General features: G+C 61.1%; 17 protein-coding genes and 5 pseudogenes. 11 read left to right on the top strand and 11 right to left on the bottom strand.

Annotated features, from left to right (window positions below; translation table 11 throughout):
• Positions 1-28: 28 nt before the first annotated feature.
• The 3 genes from GRI99_RS10680 to GRI99_RS10695 all read left to right on the top strand — a co-directional run bounded on the left by GRI99_RS10680 (position 29) and on the right by GRI99_RS10695 (position 2001).
• Complete coding sequence (locus tag GRI99_RS10680) at positions 29-490, top strand: transcriptional regulator (protein WP_160772050.1); 462 nt, start codon at positions 29-31, stop codon at positions 488-490.
• Between the two features lie 46 nt (positions 491-536).
• Entirely contained in the window at positions 537-776 is a 240-nt protein-coding gene (locus tag GRI99_RS10685) for an AlpA family transcriptional regulator (protein WP_202393053.1), read from the top strand.
• 293 nt (positions 777-1069) lie between these two features.
• Positions 1070-2001 (top strand): IS630 family transposase gene (locus GRI99_RS10695; protein ID WP_439098433.1). Its coding sequence is split into 2 segments (ribosomal slippage): positions 1070-1403 and positions 1403-2001, totalling 933 coding nucleotides; the frame shifts between segments, so codons are not numbered across the junction.
• A 32-nt stretch (positions 2002-2033) separates the two neighbouring features.
• Here the strand turns inward: GRI99_RS10695 and GRI99_RS10700 are convergent.
• Positions 2034-2518, bottom strand: a pseudogene (locus GRI99_RS10700) (IS5 family transposase); the annotation flags it as partial.
• Positions 2519-2569: 51 nt separating this feature from the next.
• Here GRI99_RS10700 and GRI99_RS18725 point away from each other — a divergent pair.
• Positions 2570-2671 (top strand): annotated as a pseudogene (locus tag GRI99_RS18725) (integrase catalytic subunit); the annotation flags it as partial.
• A 44-nt stretch (positions 2672-2715) separates the two neighbouring features.
• On the opposite strand, the gene GRI99_RS10705 reads toward GRI99_RS18725, so the two are convergent.
• Together GRI99_RS10705 and GRI99_RS10710 are read right to left on the bottom strand one after the other, a co-directional pair.
• Entirely contained in the window at positions 2716-3891 is a 1176-nt protein-coding gene (locus GRI99_RS10705) for a zinc-dependent alcohol dehydrogenase (protein WP_160772286.1), read from the bottom strand.
• A 75-nt stretch (positions 3892-3966) separates the two neighbouring features.
• Positions 3967-4302, bottom strand: a pseudogene (locus tag GRI99_RS10710) (transposase); the annotation flags it as partial.
• Between the two features lie 300 nt (positions 4303-4602).
• Here GRI99_RS10710 and GRI99_RS10715 point away from each other — a divergent pair.
• A pseudogene (locus GRI99_RS10715) lies at positions 4603-4713 on the top strand (transposase); the annotation flags it as partial.
• A 424-nt stretch (positions 4714-5137) separates the two neighbouring features.
• On the opposite strand, the gene GRI99_RS10720 reads toward GRI99_RS10715, so the two are convergent.
• The 3 genes and pseudogenes from GRI99_RS10720 to GRI99_RS10730 form a co-directional block, all read right to left on the bottom strand.
• Positions 5138-7798: an excinuclease ABC subunit UvrA gene (locus GRI99_RS10720; RefSeq protein ID WP_202393054.1), complete on the bottom strand. Its 2661-nt coding sequence runs from the start codon at positions 7796-7798 to the stop codon at positions 5138-5140.
• A 213-nt stretch (positions 7799-8011) separates the two neighbouring features.
• A pseudogene (locus tag GRI99_RS10725) lies at positions 8012-8623 on the bottom strand (zinc-binding dehydrogenase); the annotation flags it as partial.
• Positions 8624-8683: 60 nt separating this feature from the next.
• Positions 8684-9190, bottom strand: a complete 507-nt coding sequence (locus GRI99_RS10730) for a PAS domain-containing protein (protein ID WP_202393055.1) — start codon at positions 9188-9190, stop codon at positions 8684-8686.
• Positions 9191-9423: 233 nt separating this feature from the next.
• On the opposite strand from GRI99_RS10730, the gene GRI99_RS10735 reads away from it, so the two are divergent.
• Both GRI99_RS10735 and GRI99_RS10740 read left to right on the top strand, forming a co-directional pair.
• Positions 9424-9948 carry a hemerythrin domain-containing protein gene (locus GRI99_RS10735; RefSeq protein ID WP_160772052.1) on the top strand — a complete coding sequence of 175 codons (525 nt, stop codon included), beginning with the start codon at positions 9424-9426 and terminating at the stop codon, positions 9946-9948.
• A gap of 12 nt (positions 9949-9960) precedes the next feature.
• On the top strand, positions 9961-10512 hold the full coding sequence (locus GRI99_RS10740; RefSeq protein WP_160772053.1) for an alpha-ketoglutarate-dependent dioxygenase AlkB: 552 nt from the start codon (positions 9961-9963) through the stop codon (positions 10510-10512).
• Here GRI99_RS10740 and GRI99_RS10745 read toward each other — a convergent pair.
• The 4 genes from GRI99_RS10745 to GRI99_RS18730 are packed head-to-tail and all read right to left on the bottom strand — an operon-like array spanning position 10509 to position 16716.
• Positions 10509-13685 (bottom strand): helicase-related protein, encoded by a 3177-nt coding sequence (locus GRI99_RS10745; RefSeq protein WP_160772054.1) that lies wholly within the window; start codon positions 13683-13685, stop codon positions 10509-10511. The two genes, GRI99_RS10740 and GRI99_RS10745, sit on opposite strands and share 4 nt — an antisense overlap.
• 5 nt (positions 13686-13690) lie before the next feature.
• Entirely contained in the window at positions 13691-15868 is a 2178-nt protein-coding gene (locus GRI99_RS10750) for a catalase (protein WP_160772055.1), read from the bottom strand.
• The gene (locus GRI99_RS10755; RefSeq protein ID WP_237438294.1) at positions 15855-16502 is read right to left on the bottom strand and encodes a PRC-barrel domain-containing protein; all 648 of its coding nucleotides are present in this window, start codon (positions 16500-16502) and stop codon (positions 15855-15857) included. Before GRI99_RS10755 ends, GRI99_RS10750 begins: the two co-directional genes overlap by 14 nt.
• A 46-nt stretch (positions 16503-16548) precedes the next feature.
• Complete coding sequence (locus tag GRI99_RS18730) at positions 16549-16716, bottom strand: hypothetical protein (RefSeq protein ID WP_237438295.1); 168 nt, start codon at positions 16714-16716, stop codon at positions 16549-16551.
• 139 nt (positions 16717-16855) lie between these two features.
• On the opposite strand from GRI99_RS18730, the gene GRI99_RS10760 reads away from it, so the two are divergent.
• From GRI99_RS10760 to GRI99_RS10770, 3 genes are read left to right on the top strand one after another with little or no spacing between them, the layout of a single operon-like run.
• Positions 16856-17812 (top strand): NAD(P)/FAD-dependent oxidoreductase, encoded by a 957-nt coding sequence (locus GRI99_RS10760; RefSeq protein WP_337192918.1) that lies wholly within the window; start codon positions 16856-16858, stop codon positions 17810-17812.
• A gap of 48 nt (positions 17813-17860) precedes the next feature.
• Positions 17861-18655, top strand: coding sequence for a histidine phosphatase family protein (locus GRI99_RS10765; RefSeq protein ID WP_237438297.1), 795 nt, complete (start codon positions 17861-17863; stop codon positions 18653-18655).
• Entirely contained in the window at positions 18648-19529 is an 882-nt protein-coding gene (locus GRI99_RS10770) for an NAD(P)H-hydrate dehydratase (RefSeq protein ID WP_337192904.1), read from the top strand. Before GRI99_RS10765 ends, GRI99_RS10770 begins: the two co-directional genes overlap by 8 nt.
• A 57-nt stretch (positions 19530-19586) precedes the next feature.
• Here GRI99_RS10770 and GRI99_RS10775 read toward each other — a convergent pair whose 3' ends face one another.
• Positions 19587-21506, bottom strand: coding sequence for a hypothetical protein (locus GRI99_RS10775; protein WP_160772056.1), 1920 nt, complete (start codon positions 21504-21506; stop codon positions 19587-19589).
• A 656-nt stretch (positions 21507-22162) separates the two neighbouring features.
• Between GRI99_RS10775 and GRI99_RS10780 the strand changes: the two genes are divergently transcribed.
• On the top strand, positions 22163-22660 hold the full coding sequence (locus tag GRI99_RS10780; RefSeq protein ID WP_237438298.1) for a hemerythrin domain-containing protein: 498 nt from the start codon (positions 22163-22165) through the stop codon (positions 22658-22660).
• Positions 22661-22748 lie beyond the last annotated feature (88 nt).

Here is a 22748-nt window from a genome sequence, read left to right on the forward strand (position 1 = left end):
CACCAGTGCGCAAAGCTAGGAGACAACCATGTACCATCCAACCGCTGCCGCCAGACCAGCCAATGAAAGCCTGGCCCGCGTTCTTGCCCATGCGATCGAAGCCGCCGGCAAACCCCGCCACAGGATTGCCAATGAATGCGGCATGCATCGCGAGACCCTGCTTCGCCTTGCGCGCGGCGAGCGGCCTATCGGGCTCGACGAAGCAGCACGTGTGCTCTCCGCCTGTGGAGCGCAACCTCGCGCATCCATGATTCTCGCGCTCGCCGGGCAGGAAGATCTCGCTTGCGAGTGGATGCATGGCGAGATGGGCGAATTTCTCGAAGAGTTCTTCACCAGCCTGCCCCTTCATCTGCAGCGGACCCTGGGACGCCGGATTGAGGATCTGCGGCCGCGGTGGGCTAACGGCACCTCACAGCTCGTGGCGCGAATGCTGGCAAAGCACATCGATGATTTTGTGGGCCGCGACATCGCAATGTCGCTGTCCCGGTAAATCCTTGAGTTCGGAGGGGACCGAACCCACGCGAATGAGACCAGCAATGCCGCATGCAACACAAGATGAAACGCAGACGCCTCAACCGCCCGAAGTATTGCCGCCGGCACGGCTTTTGCGCCTGCCGGAGGTTATCGCCCGCGTCGGACTACGGCGCTCCGCCATCTACCAGCGTATGAGCGAAGGGCGCTTCCCAAGGTCGCGATCGCTCGGCCCCAAATGCGCAGTTTGGGTTGAGGCAGAAATTGACGAGTGGATCCGCGCTGTATCGCGAATTCCAAACTGATAACGCAATGATCTATTCGGTTAGGATTCCTCGCGCTAAGCTGTGCCAATGGTTTACCGTTACCCCCTTGACAATTCTCTCCATCCCGAAGCCCTGAAAGAGAAGCAGCGCTCATTGCGCGAGGCTTCCAGACGCCCTTAGCACTTCGCGTTCACCGGGCGCTATCATGGCTTCGACGTGCGGAAGCAGAGGATCAAGACTATGACGTCCGCTTCATCCTTCTCTGGATCGGATACAACGCGGCCTATGTCGATGCGTCAGCCAGCAGCTCTGCACCGGAAGGCGAACGCGGCCTGTTTCAGGCATTCTTCTCAACCTTGGTGAAGTTCGACGCACGCCACCGGGTCTACGATGCTGCGGCTCGCTTTGGGGTGGCGCCCTCGACGGCGATCCGCTGGCATGATCAGCGGCGCACGACCGGAAACATTGCCCCAAAGCCCCAAAGTGCCGACATGCGATCACGCCATGTCGAAGCGCGGCGGGAGGACATTCTCGCGCTCTGGGAAGCGCGCAAGGACATCTCGCTTGAGGAGTTGCGCGCGGGTCTGATCGAGATCGGCCTGAACGTCTCTGTGGCCGGGCTTCACCGCTTCTTCGCTCGTCGCGGCATGACGCGCAAAAAAAGACGAGCCATGCCATTGAGCAGGACCGGCCCGACGTCCTGAGCCAGCGGCAGTCGTGGTTCGATGGCCAGCTCGACCTCGATCCCGAACGGCTCGTGTTCATCGATGAGACCTGGACCGCGACCAACATGACCCGCAGTCATGGCCGCTGCGCCAGAGGCGAGCGGCTGCGCATGGGCTTCCCGCACGGGCACCGAAAAACCACCACGCTGGGGGCCGGGCTGCGCATGACCGGCATGGTCGCGCCAATGGTGCTGGACGGCCCGATCAACGGCGACTGGTTCGAAGCCTATGTCACCCAGGTGCTCGTGTCCGAGCTGCGGCCCGGTGACGTTGTCATCATGGACAACCTGTCCAGCCACAAGCGGGCATCGGTTCGCGATCTGATCGAGAAGGCTGGCGCAACGCTGCGCTTCCTCCCGCCCTACAGCCCCGACTTCAACCCCATCGAAAAGGCCTTCTCCAAGCTCAAGGCCATGCTCAGAAAGATCGGCGAGCGGACTGTGAACGGCCTCTGGAACCTCATCGGCAGGCTCGTCGATATCTTCCAACCAATCGAATGCGCCAACTACTTCACATCGTGCGGTTATGATCTGGACTGATCGAAAACCGCTCTAGGCTTAGGACTCACTGATCACAGCCAGAAGAGCACGGTGGCGGCCAGTGCTAGTGCGGAGAAGCCGACGGTTGGCGGTCATATCGCGTTGCCACGCGGCGCCAGTCCTTCAGGCGGCCGAACATGATCTCGATGCGGTTACGCCGTTCGTACCGCGGCTTGTCGTATTTGACAGGCAGAGATCGGGATTTGCGGCCCGGAAGGCACGGTTTGATGCCCTTTTGCTCCAGCGTATCTCTGAACCAGTCAGCGTCATAGCCGCGGTCGGCGAGCATCCACTTGGCCTTGGGCAGATCGTCAAGCAAGGCAGCTGCACCGGTGTAATCGCTGATCTGGCCAGCCGTGATGAAGAAGCTTAAAGGGCGGCCGTTTGCATCAGTCGCGGCGTGCAGCTTCGTGTTGATGCCGCCCTTGGTCCGTCCAATCAGGGGCCCGAGATCCCTGTTTACCCCAAGGCTGGAAGGCGTGCGGCCGGCCTTGAGATAGGTTGCGTCGATCATGTCGGCCTGCGGGTCGGCTTTCTGGTCTATAGGGCCCCATGGCAGCCTGCCTGCCGACCGCCGGCACCGGAGATGGTTCCACCGCCATCTCCGGCCTCCGGTTCCGCTTCGCTCCACCTCCGTCCGGACATGACGGCGACGAGCTTATTGTACTAACAAACCGCTCGGTCCGCTCCGTGGGGGCAGATCAGATCCGCACGTCAGCCGTGCGGGCGCATAACCACCTTAATGACGCCTTCTTCCTTGTCCCGAAACTTGGCGTACATTTCCGGCGCGTCCTCGAGGCTTGCCGGGTGGGTAATCACGAAACTGGGATCGATTGCACCGGCTACGATCTTTTCCAGCAACGGCTTGGTGTAGCGCTGGACGTGAGTCTGACCGAGTTTGATCGTCAATCCCTTGTTCATTGCCGCCCCAAGTGGCAGCTTGTCGGCCACGCCGACATATACGCCGGGGACGGACACCGTGCCTCCCTTGCGACAATTCATGATGGCTTGGCGCAGCACATGCACCCGATCAGTGGCGAGCATCAAGCTCGCCTTGACCTTGTCCATCACCGCATCGGCTGCGCCGTGAGCTGCGGCCTCGCAGCCGACCGCATCGATGCAGCTGTCCGGGCCACGTCCCTTGGTCCGCGCCTGCAATTCGTCATAAACATCGGTCTCGGCGAAGTTGATCGTTTCGGCGCCGCCCGCCTCGGCCATGGCGAGCCGCTCGGACACCTCGTCGATCGCGATCACCCGGCCCGCGCCCATCATCAGGGCCGATCGGATGGCGAACTGACCGACTGGGCCGCAACCCCAGATCGCGACGGTGTCGCCGGGCTCGATCTGCGCGTTCTCGGCGGCCATGTAGCCTGTGGGAAAGATGTCGGACAGAAACAGCGCCTGCTCATCCGTAATGTTGTCGGGGATTTTGATCGGACCGACGTCGGCCATCGGCACGCGCAGATATTCCGCCTGACCGCCGCAGTAGCCGCCCATCATGTGGCTGAAGCCGAACAACCCTGCGGGCGAATGGCCCATAGCCTTTGCTGCCATCTCGGCGTTCGGATTCGTCCGGTCGCAAGCTGCAAACAGGCCTTTCTTGCAGAACCAGCAATCGCCGCAGCTGATCGTGAAGGGTACGACGACACGATCGCCGATCTTCAGGTTCGTCACTTCGGAACCGAGCGCCACGACCTCGCCCATATTCTCGTGGCCGAGGATATCACCTGCCTCCATCGTAGGCTGGTAACCATCGAGCAGGTGAAGGTCGGACCCGCAAATGGCGCATGCCGTCACCTTGATGATGGCATCACGGGGATGCTTGATCTCGGGATCTGCGACGGTGTCGACGCGGACGTCACCCTTACCGTGCCAACATAGTGCGCGCATAATCTTCTCCATTCAGAAGAACCGGTCCGACCGTCAAACCAGTCCGAAGACCTTAACGCGCTTGGACGTGATCGGGTCCCGCCTTTTTGCGCCGCCAGAGCAGCGGTGCGCTTTCACATAGCTGCTGTCGATCTGGCCGGTCTCGGCGATCCACCCTTCCTCGGTCAGCGCCGCCAGGATACAGTTCCACACGCCGCGTCGGCTCCAGCGGGTCCAGCGATTGTAGATGGTCGTCGAGGGACCATAGTCGCTCGGGCAATCGGCCCAGCGACCGCCGCACTTCAGCATGTGCACGATACCCGATATCACCCGCCGATCATCGACCCGCCAGGCCCCCGGCTGGTTCTTCGGCAAGTACGGCTCGATCGCCGCCCACGCCGCATCCGACAACCAAAACAACGATCCCGCCATGCCCAGACCCTCCTCAACTGGAGACTCCTGAATCAGCACGCCGTTGCAGAATCAAGCTTCTGATTGGGTTTGGACCCTAGAGCGATTTTCGTAACGCGCGCAATCGAAAGCGGGTATCACGTTACCGCCCATTTGCCGTTATGGTCGGCCCCATTTCTGCTAATCACGAATGACCAGATTCAGCGAAACCCGTCATTCAGCAGTACAGTAGCGATTGGCGGTGACGTCCCCCCTGTTTTTTCATCCGGTTTGAGCGAGAGTTTTCCGGCCCTTTAGAGCCTTCGGGCAAGGAGCTGGGACATGAAGAAGTCGAAGTACACAGAAGAGCAGATTGCGTTCGCGCTGAAGCAGGCTGAGACGGGCACGCCGGTGGCGGAGGTGATCCGCCGGATGGGGATTTCGGAGCAGACGGATGAATTGGCTGCGCTGCCCGTACTTAATCCAGACCAATGGCCGGAACGGCTTAACGGCGGTTCAGCGCATTGACGCTCAGACAAGGTATGCGCCGTCCCGACCGACCTTGCAGGGCAGCCCCGTGCTCAGCCTCGTTGCCTTCATCAAATCGGGTACGCTGTAGCCACGAAAAAGCCCACTGAGATTGGGGCACTAACGGCGGGCAGCGGTTCGGTGTTCACGAGTAAGCGTGGCGGATGGTCAGCGATTGGCCGTCCGCCACGCCGCGTATCACACGAACACGGCGCATCTGACGGGCACTCAAACCCTGAGCCGCGTCAACCGCGGTGACACATCGCCGGCTCCCGCTTCCAGATTCGACCCATTCCAGCGTGTGGTTGAGATGCACCTTATGGAACGTGCGTTCGGCCAGATTTACGACCTATAGTGCCGCCTTGAGATAGCGGGCGGTGAGACTGCCTTCCGCTTCCGCAACGACGCCAGGGACGCCGCTAGCAACGATACGGCCCCCATCTTCACCGGCCCCCGGTCCCAGGTCGATGATCCAGTCCACCTGTGCGATGGCGCGCATGTCATGTTCGACGACTACGACGGTATTGCCGGCGTCTACGAGGCCCTGCAGGTGTTGCATCAACCGGTCGCCATCGGAGGGGTGAAGCCCCGATGTTGGCTCGTCGAGGATGTAGATCGTGTTACCGCGTTGAGCGCGTTGCAGTTCAGTCGCCAGCTTGATGCGCTGCGCCTCCCCGCCAGACAGCTCGGTCGCCGGCTGACCAAGCCTCAAATAGCCAAGACCGATCTCCCGCAACACGTCGAGGGAGCGCATCACCGATGCCTCGCCAGCGAAGAAATCGCACGCATCGTCGACCGTCAGTTCGAGCACCTGGGCGATATTGCGCCCGTTCCATTCGACTTCGAGCGTTTGCGGGTTGTAGCGAGAGCCATGACAGGTCGAGCACGGGGCAAAAACGCTCGGCAGAAACAGCAGCTCCACCATGACGTATCCCTCGCCCTCGCACACAGGGCAGCGGCCTTGCGCGACGTTGAACGAGAACCTTCCCGGGCTGTAGTGCCGCCGGCGGGCGAGCGGCGTCTCAGCGAAGATCCGTCGCACATGGTCGAACATGCCGCTGTAGGTGGACAGGTTCGAGCGCGGCGTGCGGCCGATCGGTTTCTGATCGACCCGCACCAGCCTGCGAACATGCTCCATGCCTGCGACAAGGCGTCCTTCAGTGTCGTTCTGCGCAACATCGAGCAGCGGATCGATAACCTGCTCCTCGGCGACCGGGGAGTTGCCGAGGTATTCCGTGACGAGTTCGGGCAGCGCCTGACTGACGAGACTGGATTTGCCCGATCCCGAAACGCCGGTGACAGCGGTGAAGCAGCCGATGGGAAACTCGACGTCGAGACCTTGAAGATTGTTACGCCTGATCCCTTCAAGGCGTAGCCATGCCTTGGGATCGCGCGGTGTGCGCTCACTGCGCAGCGGCTCTGCGAACAGGTAGCGGCGGGTGATCGAAGTCTCGACGTCGGCAAGCCCCTCTATCGGCCCGCTGTAGAGGACTTCTCCGCCCTTTTCCCCGGCTCCTGGCCCGACATCGACGAGCCATTCCGCGCGGCGGATCACGTCGAGATCATGTTCGACGACGAACAGGGAGTTGCCCGCCGCCTTGAGACGCTCGAGGATGGTGAGCAAGGCTTCGCCATCTGCCGGGTGCAACCCTGCCGAAGGCTCGTCAAGCACATAGACCACGCCGAAAAGCTGTGACGACAATTGCGTGGCGAGCCGCAAGCGCTGCAGCTCTCCGGAGGACAGCGTCGGCGTGCTGCGGTCGAGCGATATGTAGCCAAGGCCAAGATCGATCAGCGGCTCGAGCCGCTCGATCAATTCGCAGGCAAGGCGTTGGGCGGCGATCCGCTTCTCGTCGGAGAGATTGGGCGTGCGGCGCACGTCGGGCGCGCCCCTGTGCGCAGAGCCGCCCGCGGCAACCCGTTGCTCGACCGCTGCATCGCGGGCCGCTTTCTCCAGAACATGGCCCTTCGAGGGGGCGGAGACCGCCCCATACGCGCCTTGCGCGACGGGCATCAGCAAGTCCTTCAGCTTGAGCACCGTCAGGTCGCCGAACTCGGCGATGTCGAGGCCCGCGAACTTCACGGATAGGGCTTCGCGCTTCAGGCGCTTGCCGTCGCAGGTCGGGCAATCGCGGCCGATGATATATTGCGAGACGCGCTTCTTCATCAGCGCGCTTTTCGTGTTGGCGAAGGTTTCCAGCACATAGCGGCGCGCGCCGGTGAAGGTGCCCTGGTAGCTCGGCTCCATGCGGCGCTTGAGCGCCGCCCGGGTCTGTTCGGGCGTCAGGCCCGCATAGACCGGCACCGTCGGCGCCTCTTCGGTGAAAAGGATCCAGTCGCGATCCTTTTTCGGCAGCTCGCGCCACGGCGTATCGACGTCATAGCCGAGCGAAACGAGGATATCGCGCAGGTTTTGCCCATGCCACGCCGTTGGCCAGGCGGCGATCGCCCGGTCGCGAATGGTGAGGCTGGCGTCAGGAACCATGGTCTCTTCGGTCGCGTCATAGACGCGGCCGATGCCGTGGCAGGTCGCGCAGGCCCCCGTGACCGTGTTGGGGGAGAAATCCTCCGCATAGAGCATGGGTTGATGGCGCGGATATTCTCCAACGCGCGAATAGAGCATCCGCACCAGGCTGGAGAGCGTCGTCATGCTGCCGACCGAGGAGCGCGCGTTGGCCGAGCCGCGCTGTTGCTGCAACGCGACCGCAGGCGGCAATCCGTCGATCGCGTCGACCTCCGGCACGCCGGCCTGGTCGATAAGGCGGCGGGCATAGGGCGCAACCGATTCCAGATAACGCCGCTGTGCTTCGGCATAAATGGTGCCGAACGCGAGCGATGATTTGCCCGACCCCGATATGCCGGTGAACACCACGAAGGCGTCGCGCGGTACGTCGACGTCAACATTTTTGAGGTTGTTCTGGCGCGCGCCGCGAACCTGCACGCAAGCGGGCGGCCCCGCATGCCCATGATCGGTGGCCGGCGTCGTCGCGTGTATATCCTTGTTCTTCAATTCAGTCTTCCTGCCATATCCGCCCGTGCGGCCCGTGTTCATTACGGTCGGGGTAGCAGATGAATGCTTTTCCGACGCGATACATCCAACGGTTGTTACCGCATCGCGGCGCCTTGCCCAGTTGCCATGGCGCGCTTCATCATGGCCGGGATCGGGCCATGATGAAGGCCGGGTTGTCGATCCGGGCGCATCGCGCCGCTTCGGATCGGCGGGTCAGTAGTGAATGACCGTGCGGATCGACTTGCCTTCGTGCATCAGTTCGAAGGCCTCGTTGATCTCCTCCAAACCCATCGTGTGGGTAACGAACGGGGCCAGATCGATATCGCCCTTCATCGCGTCCTCGACCATGCCCGGGAGCTGTGTCCGACCCTTGACGCCGCCGAAAGCGGACCCCTTCCAGACGCGGCCCGTAACGAGCTGAAATGGACGGGTGGAGATTTCTTCGCCCGCGCCGGCAACGCCAATCACGATCGACTGACCCCAGCCACGATGCGCTGATTCAAGCGCGGCGCGCATGACGTGGACGTTGCCGATGCACTCGAAGGTATGATCGATGCCCCAGCCCGTCATCTCGATCAGCACTTGCTGGATGGGCTTGTCATGGTCCTTGGGGTTGATGCACTCGGTCGCACCGAACTGGCGTGCCAGCTCGAACTTGGACGGGTTGGTGTCGATGGCGATGATGCGACCCGCCTTCGCCTGGCGCGCACCCTGAATCGCCGCGAGGCCGATCCCGCCCAGGCCGAACACGGCGACCGAGTCTCCGGGCTGGACCTTTGCGGTATTGTGGACTGCGCCGATGCCGGTCGTCACGCCGCAGCCGATATGTATGATGGATTACATCGTGCAGTGGTCGTCCCTGCGTTTCGGCCAATGTGTAGCCAGTCAGGGGTCCTCGGCGGCGGAATTCATGAAAACGCACTGCTGCGAAGCCTCCATCATGAATATTGCCATGGTGGTATTGCCAAGGATGGCGTCGAGGCGGCACGATACTTCAATCAGGGAACGCTCGGTGAATTTCTGCGACGTGATGTCTTGAATTGTAGCGTAAAACAGTCCGATTCCGTCGGAATCGATAAGCTGGAGCGTTACGGCGACATCGTAGTGCGTGCCGTCCTTCCTTCGATGGCGTGTCTCGAAGTCCAGCCGTTCGCATTCCTTGGTCAGCAATGGTCGAATGAGTTTGAGGAACTGCTCACGCGGTATGTCGGGTTTCAGATCCCACGGTGTCAGGGCCGAAATCTCCGCCATGCTGTAACCGAGGTTTTCGCGCGCACCCCGATTTACCAGAACGAATTGAAAGCTATCCGCCGAGAACAGATAGACCTCGCTCGCCGCATCCTCGACGATACGGCCTAGCCGATCCGCGCCAATTTCGTCCCGCTGCGGCATAGGGTCTGATCTCGTGGCACCAACGCCGTGCTATAGAACGCGCGAGCCTCAAGAGCAATGATGGCACCAACGCTGCACGCACCCAATTCCTTCAAGAACAGAGTAACTCTTGGATCGCGTGGACCAGCGCCGGCCTCTGCAGGTCAACGAGCACTTGCGATTTTATCTCTACTGGCCCTACGCTTCGGGAACTCCAGCGTGTCTAAAAAGTTTAACCGTCGAAGGAGCTTCCCATGGCCACCACAAAATCGTCTTCCAAAGCAAAGCCCAAAACCGGCGCGCGTGCCACGCGAAAGGCGAGCACGGCGCAGAAGCGACCGGCTGACGCGATCAAGCTGCTCAAGGACGACCATAAGGAGGTCAAGGGCTGGTTCGAGGAATTCGACAAAACCGACGATGATGCGCGCAAGCAGGAACTGGCAGACAAAATCTGCATGGCGTTGACGGTCCACGCGACGATCGAGGAAGAGATTTTTTATCCGGCAGCATACGAGGCGCTCGACGATGATGATCTGCTTGATGAAGCCGAGGTCGAACACGCAAGCGCTAAGGCGCTGATTGCCGAAATCCAGGGCAGCCAAGTAGGTGAACCGCTGTTCGACGCCAAGGTGACGGTGTTGGGCGAATATATCGATCATCACGTCCAGGAGGAGGAAAAGGAACTCTTCCCCGAATGCCGCGCCAGTGACATGGACCTCAAAGCACTCGGCGAGCAGCTCGCGGCGCGCAAGGCGGAGTTGATGGCTGCCCAAGGCTGATGTCAGGCCAAGGTGAATGATGATCTCTTCGGCCCGGCCATTCCTGGCCTGTTCCTGATTGAAGATCTCGTTGATGAGGCCGCTCAGCCGAGCCTTATCACCGAGATCGAGGGAACGTCGCTTGCGCCTTTCAGGTTCCAGCAATGGACTGGAAGGCGCGAGACGGCCTCTTACGGGCTTCACTACGATTTCACCGCGTCTACGTTAAGTGAAGCCGAAGCTTTCCCTCCTTGGCTCGACAAGCTGGCAAGGATGGTCGAGGCGAAATGTGAACTGCGGTGCCGATCCATTGTTCATGCCTTGCTGACCCGCTATCCGGTGGGCGCGGCGATAGGTTGGCACCGTGATCGTCCAATTTTCGGAGAAGTGTTCGGCATCTCGCTTGGCACCGAGGCCATCCTCCGATTGCGCAGGCGACATCCGGCCGGGTTCTCACGCTATTCTCTGCCTCTTCGGCCCGGCTCGCTTTACAGGTTGAGCGGTGAGGCCAGAAACGAGTGGGAACACAGCATTGTCCCGCTCACACAGCTCCGTTGGTCGATAACGCTGCGGACGCTCGCTTAGGCCATCACTCGCTTCCTTCCGACCGCTTCCGAGTCTGGTACCGTGTCAAACTCTACCATCTCCAGCAGAATTTCCTCTACCCTGGCCAATCGCGCGTGCGGATCGCTCATCTTCTCGCGGACCAGGAAACGGCCGTCCACCAATTGGGCGCTGGGGTGGGGCGATGACTTTGGCGGTGCACCGCGCGGGTTTAACGCGATGGCAGCGCGCCCGGCGTCAATCCTTTCGAAACCAAGCATTTGCGCAAGAAGGCGTACCCTTGCTACAGACAGCAACACTTGCGTCTCCGCCGGCATAGCGCCGAAGCGGTCTTCCAACTCCTCCTCGAAGTTATCCAGAACGGCGAGATCTGTCAGCCGCGCCAATTTGACATAAAGCTGCAGCCGCAGATCCACTTCCGGGATCCAGCTTTCGGGCAAGGCGCCATGGGCTCCTAGTCTCAAGTCAGGCGCGGGGAGCGCGCTGGTCTCGCCGCGAGCCTCGCGGAGAGCCGCTTCCAGCATGTGCTGGTAAAGCTCGACGCCGACCAGTTTCATGTGCCCGGTCTGGCTGTCGCCCAGCAGATCTCCGCCGCCGCGCAGATCGAGGTCGCGCGCGCTGATTGCAAACCCGGCACCAAGGCGATCCAGCGCTTCGAGTGTCCGCAAGCGCTTCGCAGTCGCCTCGCTGATCGGATGACCGGTGTCCGTGAGCAGCATGATCTGCCCGCGCCGACTGCCACGTCCGACCCTGCCTCGAAGCTGATGGAGCTGCGACAGACCGAACCGGTCCGCACGCCAAACGATCATTGTGTTTGCGCGGCGGATGTCGAGCCCTGCCTCGATAATGTTGGTGGCAAGCAGCACGTCGCCTCGACCGTCTGCGAACTCGGTCATTACGGTATCGAGTTCTGCTGCGGGCAGCTTGCCGTGCGCGCAGACCACCGTGAGTTCAGGCGTCAGCTGGCCAAGCTTGGCTTCGATCGCCGCCATGTCCGCGATCCTTGGCACCACGACAAAGCTTTGCCCCCGCCGGGCCCGTTCCCGCAGCAGCGCGGCCCGGACGCGTGTATCGTCCCACTCGCCCACCACCGTGCGGATTGGGTGCCGCCGCGCAGGCGGAGTTGCGATAACCGATAGCTGTTGTAAGCCCACCAGCGCGTTCTGGAGCGTCCGGGGAATCGGTGTGGCGCTGAGCGCCAGGAAATGGCCGCTATGCAGCGCACGCAGTCTTGCCTTGTGGGCCGCACCGAAGCGTTGCTCTTCATCGAGAATGACCAGCTGCAGGCTGCGAAACCTGACGCTCTTGCCAGCGACGGCGCTTGTGCCGACGACGATCCCGATCGACCCGTCGGCAAGACCGGCCAGCGCTGCGCGCTTTTCGGCGGGCGTCGATGAGCTTGACAGCATTGCGACAGTCACGCCGGTCCCCTCGAACCGGGCCCGGAACAGTTCGTAGTGTTGGCGCACAAGCACAGTCGTCGGCGCGGCCAGCACGACCTGCCCGCCGGCCAGCGCGGCAAACGCCGCAGCGCGCAGCGCAACCTCGGTCTTGCCGTAACCGACATCGCCGATGACGAGCCGGTCCATCGCGGTGCCGGAAGCGAGGTCGGAGCGGATGGCGTCGATGGCGCGGGTTTGGTCTGCCGTTTCCGAATAGGGGAAACCAGCCACGAACCGTTCGTAGACATCCGGGTCGGCCGCGATTGCCGGTACAGTTCGTGCCGCACGCTGATGGGCCAGCGCAATTAGCGCTTTGGCTGTCTCAGCAAGCTCGCCGTCAAGCGTCTCGCGGCGTTTGATCCAACTCGACCCGTCCAGCTTGTCAAGAGCCACCGCCTCGGGGTCGGCACCGTAACGCCAGATGCGACCGGCATCGCTGACCGGTACCAGTCGGCGAGCTGCGCCAGCAAATTCAAGCGCGATGGCGTCCTGCGCGCTGCCCTCCAGCAGGGGCAAAGGTTCGATCCCGCTGATTACCGCAATGCCGTGATCCTCATGGACGACAACGTCGCCGCAGCGAAGGTCGCCCAATCCATCGAACCCGTTTTCTTGATCAACCGACCCAGCTTCAGCTTCCGCACGGCTACCGAGCAAATCAGCTGCGGTAACGGCGATGATCTTGTCCCGTACAAAGCCTCTGTCGCACGGCATTTCAAGTGCCGCGAACGCACCTGATGGGAGCGCTGCGACGTCTGCCCAACTGGCGAGCATGATGCAGTCGCGCTTCAATTTTTTGGCAATACGCGGACGCAGGAACCGCAGATCGCGGTCGCTGCCCAGCAAGATGAGGCGGGCATCCCTCTCCAGCAGGGGCACTACGAACCGGGACAGGGCACCCAGTGGAGCGCGCTCCTCGACGAACCGCGAAATGGCCCCAATGTCGTCGGTGGCCCAGTCGAGCCGGTCGTGGCCGGTCGTTGCCGCACGCCATTCCTCCTCGCCGATCATGTCGGCGGGGACTCGGCCATGCCGTGTCACATCCGCGGCAAGGGCCAGCAGCCCGCGATGGCGCGACGCAACCTTGTTGTCGAGGACCAGGGCCGCGCCTGCTGGGCAATGAGCGAGGAGCGTTACCCCGCCCACTGCGCTTGGCTCAGCCACACGGCCGATTTCGACGGCAGTCAGATCGTCCAGGCTGCGCTGGTCAACCGGATCGAAGCTACGCAGGCTGACAATCCGTCCATCGGCTGCTTCGCTGCGAACCGGCAGCGTACGATCGGCCGGAAAGACATCGGCAACATTACCCCGCACCGCGACTTCACCGGGTTCGTCCACCCGGTCATCGACGATATACCCCAGTGCTTCGCAATCGCTTTCAAAGCTTTCGAGATCGAGCAGATCGCCCACACCGAGGACCGGCGGAGCGGGGTCGAACGCCTCGGGCGCAGCGTAACGGCGCGCAATGGCTTCGGCACTAGCCAGCACGACGCACGGCTTCTGGCACGAACCCTGAACCGTGCCGCGGATTTGCCGCAAAGCTGCGACGCGCGCACCGGCATTTCCCGGCGATGCGGGAGCCTCTTCGCCGGGTAAGGCGTCACTGGCGGGGACCAGCACGACCGCAGCTTGGGGGGCAGCCGCCTTGACGGCGGCGGCCAAAGCCACCGCCGTCTGTTCGCTATCGGCAATGTAAACCAGATCGCCGTGCTGCAAATGCTCGGCGATCCATGTGGCAATCGCTGCCTGGCTCACGGCACTCAGGCCATGGCATCCAGGTCAACCGTCGCTTCTCGCGGCCAGAACCGCAGGGGTGCGCAAGCGACAACAAAGGCCTTGGCATCCTTGCCCGATCCCAGCGCAAGACAACCCTCGTCGAGCTCGGGCGGAATGCGTGCGGCGGCAAACAGCGGCTCGGCATCCGCGCCGACTCCGATGAACTTGCAATGCGCAAAGGCGTCGGACACAAAATCCTTGGCTGCGGCATCCTGCGCCAACAGGGCCGCACCCTCCGCCGACGGCAGCACCGCCACCGCATCGTAGAGCACCGATGGACCGCCATCGATCTTCTGCTTTGCCGCGACAGCATCGCCGTTGTCGAGGACGACACCGCCGATCTTGGGCGCGATCACTTCCCATACCGCGCCTGCGGCTTCGACTGCGCCAGTCAGCGCCTCGAGCAGAGCTCCGTCCGACCCATCGGTCAGCAGGATGCCAAGCTTGCGGCCCTTGAAGCTGTCCGGACCGTTAGCGAGAATGCTGAGCTTGTCCGAAGTGGGCAGGTCAAGCGTGGGCTTTGCAGCTTTTGCGGGATCGGGCAGTGCCATTCCAAGGCCATTGGCCACCGTGGCCGCCAGATTGTCGTCGATGTTGCGCAAGTGCGAGACAGCGCGCGCACGGATGTCGACGCGGGTCACTTTGCTCAATTCGAACACCAGTGCATCGCCGAGGTGCTTCTGTTCGATCGGCTGCTGGCTGAGATAGAACATTCGCGCCTGGCTGTAGTGATCGGCGAAGGTCTCCGACCGGAGACGGGCTTTCGGGCTTTCGACGTCAGCGGTGAAACTCTTGAAGCCGAGTTCCGGATTTTCACGCGGACCGCCTTCGGGTCCCCACGAGTTTGGCTCGTAGTTGGCTCGCCCCTTGGGATTGATCATGGCCATATGGCCGTCCTGCTGGAAATGCATTACCGGGCAGCGCGGAGCGTTGACCGGGATGTGGGTGAAGTTCGGCCCGCCGAGGCGCTTGAGCTGTGTGTCGAGGTACGAGAAGTTGCGCCCGTGCAGCAGCGGATCGTCGCTGAAGTCGATGCCGGGGGGTACGTTGGCCGTGCAGAACGCGACTTGTTCGGTCTCAGCAAAGAAGTTGTCGACATTGCGATTGAGCGTGAGGGTACCGATCAGCCGGACGGGGACGTCTTCCTCAGGGATCAGTTTGGTCGCATCGAGATGATCGAACGGCAGCGCATCGGCGGTAGCCTGGTCGAAGAGTTGGACGCCGAGGTCCCATTGCGGAAAGTCGCCGCTGTCGATTGCTTCCCACAGGTCGCGCCGGTGGAAGTCGGGATCGGCTCCATTGACCTTGACGGCCTCATTCCACACCACCGATTGCAGGCCCTGGCGCGGCTTCCAGTGAAACTTGACGAAGGTGGACTTGCCTTCGGCATTGATGAGACGGAAACTGTGGACGCCGAAGCCTTCGATCGTGCGATATGACCGCGGAATGGTCCGGTCGGACATCTGCCACATTACCATGTGCCAAGCCTCGGGCATGAGGCTGGCAAAATCCCAGAAGTTGTCATGTGCGGACTGCGCTTGCGGGAAGCCGCGGTCGGGCTCCTCCTTGACTGCGTGGACTAGGTCAGGAAACTTGATTGAATCCTGAATGAAGAAAACCGGGATGTTGTTGCCCACGAGATCCCAGTTGCCCTGCGCCGTGTAGAGCTTGACCGCGAACCCGCGCACATCGCGCGCGAGATCAAATGAACCGGCCCGGCCGGCAACGGTTGAGAAGCGGACAAAAGTCTCAGTTTGCTGACCGACCTTCGACAGCACGTCTGCAGTGGTAAATTCGGCGAGGCTGTCGGTCAGTTCGAACACGCCGTGGGCACCGGTGCCGCGCGCATGGACAACGCGCTCGGGAATGCGTTCGTGGTCAAAATGGAAGATTTTCTCACGGAGCTGAAAGTCCTCAAGCAAAGTCGGGCCGCGTGGTCCGGCGCGCAGACTATTCTGCCCATCGCTGACAGGGATACCCTGCTGTGAGGTCATGGTTGTGGCAGGATCGCCGGTAGTCTGATGGGTCTCGCCGCCGTTGCCCTGGGCCTCAGCATAACTGGTCGGCACGTCTGACTGCGGCGGCAGTTTGGGTGCCTTCTTCGGCGTCTCGCCCTTTTGCTTCGATTTGTCAGAACGGGGGGTTTTGTCAGGCTTCGGCATGGAACAATCCTTTGGCAGTAGAGGCGAACGAGAGATCATTGGAGTTTGACGCGAGCGCCGGAGGCGCAACGGCAGGCCAGGCTTTCTCGTCGATTGGCGGAATGGCCGTGATTTGCTCGGGGCTCAGATCACAGTGGAGGCCATCACTATCGAACGCGAGATCGGCAGGTGCTATCGCACGCAAGGTTTCGCCGGCACCGCCCACCCCGCCTTGGGATATAACGACATAACTTAATGCGCGGCTTTCGCAGTCGTGCATGGTATCGACTACTGTCCCGACCTTTTCACCGCTGCTGTCAAAGACATTTGCGCCGATTGCGGACGCACCTGAATAAAGCGAAGGCACATGGGCGCGCGCCCGGCTGCGCTGCTCCGCGTTTTCGCTACCAGTTTCGTGCCGGGCCTGCCGCCCGAGCCAGCGCCAAACTCCGAACAAATTGACAAGCAACAGAAAACCGTTGGTGATCGCCAGGCTTGGCTGTCCGGTGGTCAGGCCCACTCCAGCCCAGGCGATCGATCCGATGGTAAAGACGACAAATCCCCATCCCGTGATTTTCGTTCCCAGATTGGCGGCTGTCATCATCGCCGCAATCATGGTCGCAGCCGAAGCAATCCAGGCGGCGACATCAGACATTGCGGTACAACTCCCTAGTCGCGCCCACGGTAAGGCACGGGAACCATCAAATGGGCCGACTTAAGTCGCTGTCGACATGGAAAAAGGTATAGACCTCGCTCGCGGGACGATTGATGGTTACGCTGCTGGCTAGCAACCGGCGGGAACCCTTGGCGTCCTTTGACGTCGCAATTGGTGCGTCATCGTGGGCATGGGTTTGAGCTTCGTCAGACATGCCCACTGTAACAACTGGCAGCAACGACAGTTCCAACGAATGTGCGGATTATAATGCGTGTGCAACCGTCACGTGGAACTAATAGTACAGCGACATCGTTCTTTCCTGCGACTGTTCGTGCACGCGGAGGGCTTGGGTCATCCACACATATGACGTTGCCAATGTCGGAGCCGGCCCTGCCGGCCTGAGTGCAGCCTTGTACGCTGCGCGATACTGTCGCTCTACGATCGTGCTGCATGATTGGGCTTCGCGCGCCGCGCGAATACCGCTTACACACAATGTGCCCGGCTTCGACGCCGGAATCGCGGGACCCGACCTGCTCGCGCTTATGACCCGCCATGCCGAAAAGTTCGGAGCGACTTTGGTAGAGGCGCATGTGGACCTTGTCGCCAAGGCCGACGGTTATTTTACATTGGTCGACGTCCAAGGGGTGAAGTGGGCCGCGAGGTCCGTCATCCTTGCTACCGGTCTCAAGCTTAATCAGATCCCGCTTGAGGGCGATGTACATGAGGCAGCCATCGCGCATGGAGTGCTGCGCTATTGCCCGGTGTGCGACGCGTTCGAACATAAGGACTCCCGAATTGCTGTCCTTGGCTGTGACCTCTCAGGTGCGGCGGAGGCTCTGGTTTTGTCAGGCTATTCGAGAGATGTGACGCTCCTTCCGCGCCGTGATGTCGAACTGACTGATGCGGAGCTAGGCAATCTCGAACGGGCTGGCATCAGTCTCATCACAGAGTCGGTGTCACGGTATGAACCGACAACGAACGAGATGGTCCTTCACTTTGGTAGCAATAACAATCCTCTTGCATTCGACGTGTTATATCCCGCGCTCGGTTGTCGCCCGCGGAGCCGTCTCGCCGCTCAACTAGGCCTTCCTCTCGACAAATTGGGCAAGGTTGCCGCAACAGCGCCGTTTGGCACGGATGTGCCGGGCTTGTTCTGCGCCGGCGATGTGGTGGACGGGCTTGATCAGATCAGCGTTGCGATGGGACACGGAGCGGTTGCCGCAACCAAGGCGCATAACTGGTTACGCGAGCGCGACGGAGATACGGCAGAAGCAGTGCTTGACCATGGTAGGGGGGACGGCGATGAATAGCCGCGTAATCAAAGCGACGCTGCCGTATCCAGGCAATTACCCCTCGTTATGCGAACCAGCGACGGCAGTGCACATCACATGACGTTGCGCTGGCCCTCGACTTTATGGATCGTCCGCCACGGACAAAGCGCCGGCAACGTCGCACGCGATCTCGCTCATGCCGAAGGATTGGCGTCCATAACGCTCACTCACCGCGATGTGGATGTGCCGCTATCCGATCTGGGGCGCGAACAGGCGACTGCGCTTGGTAATTGGTTCGCCGCGTTCCATCCAAGCGACATGCCGGACGTATTGCTCTCTTCGCCCTATATCCGCGCGGTCGAGACCGCCGAACTGTTCCGGGCTGCGGGAGGGTGCAACCGCGATGAACCGATCTGTATTGACGAGCGGCTTCGCGAGAAGGAATTCGGCATCCTCGACGGCTTGACGACGGCGGGGGTGGGGCAGCTGCAGCCAGAGCAGGCGGCGTTCCGCCAATTGCTGGGCAAATTCTATCATCGTCCTCCCGGCGGCGAATCCTGGATCGATGTCATCTTTCGGCTGCGCGCGCTGATGGACACTGTTTCGCTCCATCATGGCGGGCGGCGGGTGCTGATTGTCGCTCATCAGGTCGTGGTCTTGTGTCTTCGCTATGTTCTGGAAAACCTGTCGGAAGCGCAAGTTCTTGCCATCGACAAGGAGGGCGACGTCGCCAATTGCGCGATTACCGAATATCGGCTTGACCCGGAGCAGGGCCGCGACGGCAAACTGGTTCTTGTTCGTTACAATGTCACCGCTCCGCTGACTGAGCAGGCAACGCCGATCACATCCGCGCGCGACCAAATGGTAGCTGCACGTGGCTAGCAAGGTCCTCTCGCTGGATAGCGACTGGTTGCGGGCGCACCCGCTGCCCGTGCCCGATATCGCGGCCGACAAAAACAGTCGTGGACGGGTTCTGGCGATTGGCGGATGTGCAACGGTCCCAGGCGGTATCCAGCTGACCGTCGAGGCTGCGCTCCGCGCAGGGGCGGGAAAGATCCAAGTTGCCACAATTGAAAGCGCGGCGCTCGCGCTCGGGGTCGCCATGCCGGAAATCGCGGTGTTCTCGTTACCTGAGACAGATACCGGCGAAATTGCCTTGACGAGTGCAGGCGCGCTAAGCGACCTGGTAGGACGGTGCGACGCCGTCGTGGCTGGCCCGGCAATGTCCGACGCCAAAGCGGCCTCAGGACTGACCGGCCACTTGCTGACCCTGTGTGAAGCGCAAATGATTCTCGATGCAGCGGTGCTCATGAACCTTTCCGATCATACGGACCGTTTAAGTGCACTTCCGCGCCCGGCGGTCTTGACGCCGCACATCGGCGAACTGGCGGCCATTCTGGGCTGCGCAGCGGCTGACATCGAGAAAGATCGCATTGCGGCCGTCAAGGAGGCCAGTGATCGGTTCGGCGCCGTCTGTGTCCTCAAAGGTTCCACAAGTCTTATTGCCGAACCCGGCGCAGACGTGTTCGCTTATGCCGGAGGTGGGGTCGGGCTTGCCACCGGCGGCTCAGGCGATGTCCTTGCAGGAATTGTGGCAGGCCTTTGCGCCCGGGGAACGCCCCAGCTCGAAGCTACGCTGTGGGCAGTTTGGCTGCATGGAGAAGCAGGACGACGCTGCGCGGAGCAGATCGGACCGATCGGCTTCCTTGCCCGCGAATTGCTTGCCCACCTTCCGGGCCTCATGCGCGCTCTGTAGGAGTGCGGACCGTAATTCGCAGCCTAAAATGCCTGTGCAGCAGGCAATTGTCATCTCCTACCAGGTCACGCGCAGGGAGCCTCGCGCCGGAACCAGGAATTCACGCCTGCCTGCCTGTGAGCGGCCAACCAGTTCGGTAGCACCCGAATGAACCTGTATGCGCTGGCGGGCGGAACCGTCGGGTATGATGGCGAGCAATGCCTCGCACGTCTCACCGCCGGACAGATGGAGGATGATCGAACGAGGCGATGTGCGTTCGCTCGCCATCAGAAAATGGTCGCAGTAGAGTTTGAATGGCGCGCCCTCGACGTGACGAAACATCCTCGAGGCAAAGACCAAGGCTGCCCCGGCGCCATAGATTTCCTGTCCAACCTGGCCCGCAGGCTGCCCATCGGGATAAAGATCCTCAAGCGGGAAAGGGAGTTCACGGTCGATGTGCCCGTTGCGGATGTCCGTGGCCAGAGCGTCCTCGGGCAAGACGTCGGGATAATAAAACCATGCGTTGCTGACGGCGTAGCGGCTATATTCGGAAAGCAACATGCGCACCCCTTCATCAAGGTCGGGGCCGCTGTCCTTCAAGCAGCTTTCGATCGCCACAAATGCATCGAAACACTCATACATGGCCGCATAAGGCGCATCGTGCAGGCAAGTCGGCTGGAAAAACATGGCATAATGCCGCGCGTTGCGGAATTTCGGATTCCAGATGATGCAATTGTGCAGAAAGCTGGCCAGATACACATATGCTTGCCGGAGATAATAACCCTCGTCCGTCACGTTCCAGAGGCGCATGCAGGCCGCTGCGCCCCAGGCAGTGAGATTGGTCTGATAAGCCAGTTCAAACCGCATTCCCCGAGAGGCATCGATGGCTGCCTTTGCCTCGTCCAGATAGCGCTGCTCGCCGCACAACTGGAAGGCAAGCAACATGACGTAAGCGTACAATCCGCCTACGTCGGTTTGTCCCAGACCATCCTCGTTTCGGGCTGCCACGATAATCGAGAAGTCGCGCACATCGAACTGGATCGGCCAGTGGTACGAGAAATGCGGCGCGGTTTTGCACGCGAACTCAAGCGAGCGCAGGAAGTACCGCTTTGCGATCGGGTCGCCGTCAATTGCGAGACGGCCCAGATTGACGAGGGGGTGAAACAGATACCAGCTATCCACCGCGTTCTTGTTCTTGTCTTTGCCGACGTTGGGAAGGTAACGCCTTAGTGAGGGCAGTTTGCTGTCGAAGAATTTGTTTAGGCCCGCCGCTGTTTCGACGCGGAAGGGCAACCTGTCTCTTGACCAATGCTCAAAGTCGGACAGCGCCGCAAGGATAGAACTTTGAACCATGATGTCGGGATATTCGCTGGCAGTGTAGGGATGAACGTAGCGGTGACCGTAGTGGCTGATGGTGGCCTTGGGCGAGGTTTCGAGTGCACGAACCGTCTGGCGTGCTCGTGACTCCCAGTCGCGAAATTGCACCGGCGGGCGCTGAATGCGCCGGTATGCCGCGGCCTTCATCTGCAGAAAGCGCCGAGCTGACGCGCACTCGTCGCGATCACCGTCGTGGTGGAAGACGATTTTGGCATCGCTGACAGTGATCCACTTGCCCTTTGGCAGTGGAACGAGCGCGGGCTGCCCCTTCTGGAGAGGAGTCGGCAGGAGAAAACCGATCTCTGGCCATCGGCCCCCCGCTGAGCCATCAGGTGTGGTTTCAGTGATCTCAAAATAGGGGTTCAGGCTGGTCAGATCCTGACAATAGACCACACTGCCGAAGTTGGGCTTTTCGTAGGTGAAATAGCAGACCGCGTCGTTGTGCCCCCGTTGGGCGGCCTCCATGCATCCGCGCGATGCGGCAGGATCAAGGTTTTTGCCCAACGGATAAAGATCCCGCGGCATATGCGTGATCAGCAGGTCTGCGCGCGGCCTGAGCTCATGGTGAACTGACAGCAATGGCAAGTCGTCGTTGTACAGCTCGATCTTGATGCGATGCATGGCCGCCGCGGATTCTGCTGACAGCCGGACCGCAGCCCCGTCACGTCTGACGGCGACAGCGGAAATTCCGCCGGGGCAGTGGGCCGCGCGGACGGCAAGTCCGGCAACGCCATCCCGCTTGGCTATTACTCAGATGGCATCCTTTCCACGAAACACCTCGGCATCCAGGCCCGGGCAAGACAAATCCTGCAGGCCATCCATCGTTCCGGCGCGCAATTCGTCATATAGCGCCAAGGTACTGGTCGATAATCCCGCTAGCGACGAACTGTCGTGATCTCCCGTCATCTGCCAAACTCCGAATTTGCCCCAGCATTATGTGCTCAGGATTTCAGGAGACGCTCGTTCACCGCCTCGTCCACGCCGGCGCGCGCATTCAAGAAACGTCGTCACCCGGCATAATTCGAGGCCGCGCCAATCGTTCCGCTCAAGGCTGGAATTATTGGTAATCCGCGAGGTTCATTGTTGGTCATTCGAATGCCGGAAGTGCTTTCGTAAGATCATCGGCGTGCGGCGTTCCGAATCAATGAGTAAAGGATTTCGTCAATGGCCATTCTCGATAAAGTCATTGCTGCCCTCACCCCGCCTGAATCAGCGAAGACCGGGCGAGCGCCCGCTCGCTCGCGGAAGAGTACGCGCAACGTGCGCCGTGGCTGGCGATGGTGCTCGACCATCACCGGCAGATCGACGGCGCCTTTGCCGCAGTCAAAACCGCCAACAGCGCAACTGATCGGCGCGTTCGCCTGAGGGAGCTCGGCGCGTTGCTCACGGGACACTCTATCGCGGAGGAAGGTGTGATCTATCCCGCGCTGTCAGACAATGGCGATACTGGACATGCGACGATGGCCTATACTGAACAGGCTGTCGCCAAAATTCAAATGGGTCTGCTTGAGCGCATGGACCCAATGAGCGAGGACTTCGCGCACAAGCTTGGGCATCTTGAAGGGGCCGTGAAGCATCATGTCTACGAAGAGGAAGGTGAGTGGTTCATCGAGCTGGTCGATAATGCGCCCGACGCAGACCATGAGATGATCGCCAAGCGGTACAGTGAAGAATTTGCGCGCTACACGTCGGACGGAGCCGGTGCTGACACGGTTCGCGCGGCGAGCAATGTCACCGCTGATCTGCAGAATCAGTCTTCGTCCAGTCAGATCTGACTCCTTGCATGCCGCAGATCGACAGCAGCCGACGCGTCTCTGCCGCAGCGGGCGCTCGCTTGGATAGGAGTCGGCGCTGACCGTAGCT

The organism is Alteraurantiacibacter buctensis (assembly GCF_009827655.1).
GTDB lineage: Bacteria > Pseudomonadota > Alphaproteobacteria > Sphingomonadales > Sphingomonadaceae > Alteraurantiacibacter > Alteraurantiacibacter buctensis.